Here is a 5,207-nt window from a genome sequence, read left to right on the forward strand (position 1 = left end):
GACAGCTATCGCGGTACCGGCGTTCCTCGGACAGAGAGAAAAGGCAAAGGTCAGGTCAACAGAGTCAGGCGCTAAGGGTGCAGTTTCAGATTTACAGGGCTATCTTGATGCGTATGTAGGCGGAGACCCGTATATTATAATTACTGACGCAACAGGTACGCAGGGTTGCTACGAATCATCAGGCGCAACCGCAACCGGCCGCTCATGTCTGTCTGTTTACAACCAGGCCAGCACGGGCACATATACCGCATTCCCGGGTGGTATCACGACTATTGTTGACCACTTTATCTCTCACCACACGTTTAAGGGAGACAAGAGCGCATTTAACGGACTTCCACTGTTCGTGACGACAGCCCCGACAGACGGTCAGGTTATTTTAAGCCCGAACGGAAGCCGTGCGGTCAATCTCATGGCCTATGCCTCAAACTCAACAGCTCCAATACTCAGCCAAATAGTGACTACGCGTTAGTTTGGCGCGAATGTGTAGTGCCGGGCGGGGGTGTTATTTCTCCCGCCTTTTTATTTATTATAAGCAATGCTTGAGCGGGGTGTTATATGAACATATCTGGTAGTATATCTGGGTTGATAAATAACAGACCTGCGCTCAATGCGTTTTTCTACCTGTCTATTGTTTCGGCTGCATTTACCGGTGCCATTGCTTCGCTGTCCAATGGATTTGTGTGGGATGATATCCATGTGGTGACAAATCCTGTGCTTGTTGATACGAATTCGTTCTACGGCTATTTTTTTGGTAATGGAATCTATTACCGTCCGTTTTGGCGGGTGTCTTTGTCGTTGGACTGGAGTCTGTGGCGGATGAACCCCCTGGGTTATCATCTGAATAATCTTGTAGTACATGCGGCCAATTCGTTGTTAGTATTTGTCATGGCAGAGCGGCTTATGACCAGGGGTGATGGTAATATCATTGCTGATAAGACCCCCGCTGATAGGATTCAGGCTGATAGGATTCCTGCGTTTTTGGCGGCGCTGACATTTGCCCTGCACCCCGTGCATTCCGAGCCTATTGCGTGGATTTCGGGCAGGACGGATTTACTTGTGACATTCTTTTTTCTCCTCGGGTTTCTGGGTTTTCTCATCTATCGCTGGGAGGACGATGCAAAGGGCATTGTGATATGTGCATTGTTTTATCTGTTTTCGATGTTCTCCAAAGAGAACGGTATTATGTTAATTGCGGTTGTGTTGGCCTATGGGCTTCTTACGAAGATGCCGTGGCGGAGGCTTATGCTGTCTATGAGCGTACTGTTTGCAGTTGTCATAGTGTATTTTATGATGAGGCACGGAAGTGGGCTTAGTGAGGTCATTATGAAGCCGGGTACTGCGGGGGCATATTTGTCGTCGCAGGTTTCATTAATCAGTTTTTTTAAAACAATAGTCTATGGAAGTGGATATTATATAGAGAAGCTGCTTCTTCCTATGAACCTAAATCTGCTTCCGGCGATTCCTGAGAGCGCTGGGTATGTGTGGCTGTTTTGCGCGGCAGTTGGGGGCTCTGTGTTTTGTCTTGTGAGGTGCGGCTCTCCCGCGCCTTTTTTATTATTATGGATTGTCCTTACAATGCTTCCCTCGCTTTCAGTGATGTTTTCACAGGTGGCCTCGCCGCTGGGTGAGCGCTATCTGTATCTGTCCTCTGTAGGCTTTTCTATACTTCTTGTGTGGGGCTGTGCGAAGATATTAAACAGAAGGGTCCTCATTGGCGTATTTATATTAATATCAATCTGGTACTTTGTGTTAATCAATGAACGGGTTGGACAGTGGCGGTCTGATTTGACACTTTGGGGGGACACAGTAAAAAAATCCCCGGTCTCTGCCACTGCCCACACGAACTATGCTATAGCGCTGATGCAGGAACAGGACATCGTAAACAGCGAGAAGGAATTATTAACCGCGCTGCGAATCCCGTACAAATCAGGCGAACAGACCGCCCTCATCTTAAACGCCCTGTCAAACATCGAGATTATGAGAAAAGACTACAAAAAGGCTATAGACTATCTCAGAGATGCAATTAAATATGATACGGGCTGCTCCGCAGCTTTCAACAATCTGGGTTACGTTTACATGCAGATGTCAGCGGCTGACGGCGTCGATGAACAAGGGAAAACCGAGGCTCTGAGGACGGCTATTTCTTATTTCAACAAGGCCCTTGAAATTGTGTCATACCTTTCACAGACAAAGTTTAATCTTGGGCTTTGTTATTTTGAGCTTAACGATTATGACAAGGCAGCGGAGTATTTTAATGCAACAGTTGAAGCTGACCCAGTAAGCAAACTTGGTCAACAGGCCGCATCCCTGCTGGCTGCCGCAAAAATGCGCAAGGCCGCCGGAGGTTCATTAAGGCGGTGACAAACTAGTAGTTTTTTTTCGCTAAAATATATATAATTGGTATAGGACGTGGCCAGAGGCGTCACGTGAACACTCAACAAGGAGGAGATTCGATGAATACAATAATAAACACAATGAGCGAGGCTAACCGGCTGCGCGCGGGAAGAGACCAGAAAGGATTCACCCTGGCCGAGCTTTTGATAACGATGGTAATAATAGGGATTCTCTCTGCTGTTGCAATCCCTATGTATATGGGACAAAGGGAAAAGGCCAGAAGGACAGAGGCAGCCCAAAACGTCCAGTCGCTGAGGCTTCTCATGGAGCAGTATTTTACTGAAAACGGCTGCTACTACGCGCCGTGTTCAACGTTGACTGACCAGGCGATATCAGGCGCCGCTGCTATACAGACTTTTCTGCCTGCATGGAAACCCGGCAACACCAGCGGGCTTCTCTTTAACTACAGAATAGAGGTAAACACCAACAAGACAACCTATAACATCGGGGCAATTGCCTCTGGTGGTACCGTATCCAGCGGGGCTTCCTGTGCCGCCGGTGAGTTAAAGATAGACAATAACAACAATAAGTGCGGTTTTTAGGGCTGAACAGGTTAATAGGCTGAGAGCATTTTTTTTATCTTCATCTCCCACTCTGACACTGAGGCGTTGTCCACCAGCGGTGGGAGTTTCTCATAGGCTGACATAAAGAGCATCTGCGCCCTTTCTATGTCGCCGTCAGAGAGGGCCAGAAGCCCCAGCATGTAGAGGTCTGAGTACGGCGTCTGGGGTGAGAATATATCAACCGCCTTTGACAACGCCTGATATGCCTCTTTATCCTGCCTCATCTTAGACCGGCACTCAGAGAGTTTCCTGTATATGAGCGGTGCATCCGGTGCGTAGCCAAGTGCGGTAATAAAATACTTAAGCGCATCAGAGTAAGATTTTTTTCCAATGAGGGCATCGCCTTTTAGATAGTATCCTGTTGACAGGTCAGGCGATGAGCTGATAATTCTGTCGGCGAATTGGGCTGCCTCGTCGTAGTTGGCCAAATTTATCTTTATTTGTGCGATTAATCTGTTTACGGAGTCGATGTGCGGGTCAATCGAAGCAATTTTATTCAACTCGGCCAATTCAGCGTTGACCGCTGCGCTGTTGTTCACTGCAGGTATCTCAGGGGCAAATGGGTTAATGGTCTGTATAGCATATAACTTTATCACATCGGGCTGCCTTGTGTACAGGACCTCAGTGTCGTCAAAGAACACCGGTTTATATTCCGGGAATTTTGAGATTATCCCCTTAAATGTGGCGAACTGTATTGGTACGGTTATATAGGACGGCCTGTAGCGCTCAGTGAATTTCCTGAATACTACCTCGTCCTGATAGCTCATGTGGAGGTTATAAAAATCGAAATCAGAAAATAAAAACGGCACCTCCATGTCCATTGCGATTTTATATCTGGGATAGAGTTCCCACTGCAGGTAGCCGCCCGAGTTTGGATGGTTCATTAGTGTGCCATTGTCTGGCATATGTTTGACATGTTTAAGAAACGAGACCACGCCGTGAGGGAGTTCCCGTGTGCGCACAGGGGATTCTTTTATTGTGTTGTGGATAAATGGCAGGGATAATAAGGCAGCGACGGCGATATATCGGAGGGCAGCAGGAAATCCACTGGTTCCTGACTTAGCGTTATTAAGCGGTAGGCCGTTGACAATAACAGGCACAACAAGGAGCGCAAACTCAGTCCTGAAGCGCGCCCCCTTTGTTAAGATAACAATTGCGCCAAGCAGCATGACGATATGGCTTAGTCTGAGTTTTTTATTTCTCAGGGCTGTTATTATGCAAATCAGTGTTAAAACGGCTGTTACATTAAAAATCGACGCATATGAAATGCCCTTGTCACTCAGGTTGAACCCTAATAACTCCCCCGCCCTGAGTTCATTAATATACACGGAGGCGTACCGCGTGTCGATAAATGGGACATTAATCAGGGTGGCCCCGTGCGGGGTCAGGTAGACCACCACAATGCAGGCCGCAGAGGACACCAGTATGATAAGCTCTTCTTTAGTGAATGGGGTTTTTCTCCTGAGGCGTCTTACATAGACCTCAGCCATGTAAGCGCCTGAGATTAACAGCATCACGGGATATTCGACACCGTGCAGATTAACCCACAAAAGGGCAATGACGCCAAGTATATAAGACCTGCCCGGCCTGATTTCGTAAATATACACGAATACAGTTATAAAGAGATAGCTAAAGACATGGGGCCTGCTAAGCAGGCAGCGCGGCAGAAGCAGCATGATATAAATAGTAAACAGAAGGACGAACAATGGCGTTACACCGCCAAGTCGGGCACGAAACAACCCCCAGAGAGTTACTGTGATTAAGATAAATAGCAGTGACCGAAGCGCAATAAGACCGGCGCTGCCAAGTGTGTCATAAATTTTATAGCAGAGCAGTTGAAAAAGCCAGTAGTAGTTCACCCAGTGGCGCGGCGGTGTTAAAAAAGAAAAAAAAGAGGCATCGGGAATCTCCCCGTGAGCGGTAATAAATCTGCCGCCATTGAGGTGATACCACAGGTCGGTGTCACCGTTTACGATTGGTTGAGAAGACAGGGCAAAAACTACGTAAAGCAAAAACGCAGCCGTATATACCCTTATGACAGCATCAGGGCTGAGGGTCTTAATCCGATTGATAGTCATCGACGATTTTATCGTATATTGAGTTAAATGTCAAACAAAGTATTATATCCTTCAGTGTTCATTGCTATACGATAATATCGCTTGTCCCAATACTGTGCGGTACAGGAATTGCTTAACAATTTACGGTAGAGGTTGAGAGCAGTCCTAAAGCTACAATTATCAGCACATCTTA

4 protein-coding genes are annotated in these 5,207 nt (G+C 47.0%); 3 read left to right on the forward strand and 1 reads right to left on the reverse strand.

Annotated elements, in window-relative coordinates; genetic code table 11:
- The 3 genes from ASN18_RS17510 to ASN18_RS06555 form a co-directional block, all read left to right on the forward strand.
- On the forward strand, positions 1 to 469 hold a 469-nt coding region (locus tag ASN18_RS17510), incomplete at its 5' end, for a hypothetical protein (protein WP_236861572.1).
- 86 nt (positions 470 to 555) lie between these two features.
- Positions 556 to 2,361 (forward strand): tetratricopeptide repeat protein, encoded by a 1,806-nt coding sequence (locus ASN18_RS06550; RefSeq protein ID WP_085051942.1) that lies wholly within the window; start codon positions 556 to 558, stop codon positions 2,359 to 2,361.
- 92 nt (positions 2,362 to 2,453) lie between these two features.
- Entirely contained in the window at positions 2,454 to 2,936 is a 483-nt protein-coding gene (locus ASN18_RS06555) for a type IV pilin protein (RefSeq protein ID WP_085051943.1), read from the forward strand.
- Positions 2,937 to 2,947: 11 nt separating this feature from the next.
- Here the strand turns inward: ASN18_RS06555 and ASN18_RS06560 are convergent, their stop codons facing one another.
- Complete coding sequence (locus tag ASN18_RS06560) at positions 2,948 to 5,035, reverse strand: tetratricopeptide repeat protein (RefSeq protein ID WP_085051944.1); 2,088 nt, start codon at positions 5,033 to 5,035, stop codon at positions 2,948 to 2,950.
- Between the last annotated feature and the right edge of the window lie 172 nt (positions 5,036 to 5,207).

It is taken from the genome of Candidatus Magnetominusculus xianensis (assembly GCA_001541255.1).
GTDB classification, from domain to species: domain Bacteria; phylum Nitrospirota; class Thermodesulfovibrionia; order Thermodesulfovibrionales; family Magnetobacteriaceae; genus Magnetominusculus; species Magnetominusculus xianensis.

Coding starts and splice junctions, on each gene's coding strand:
- ASN18_RS06550 (WP_085051942.1), top strand. CDS start 556: ATGAACATATCTGGTAGTATATCTGGGTTGATAAATAACAGACCTGCG.
- ASN18_RS06555 (WP_085051943.1), top strand. CDS start 2,454: ATGAATACAATAATAAACACAATGAGCGAGGCTAACCGGCTGCGCGCG.
- ASN18_RS06560 (WP_085051944.1), bottom strand. CDS start 5,035: ATGACTATCAATCGGATTAAGACCCTCAGCCCTGATGCTGTCATAAGG.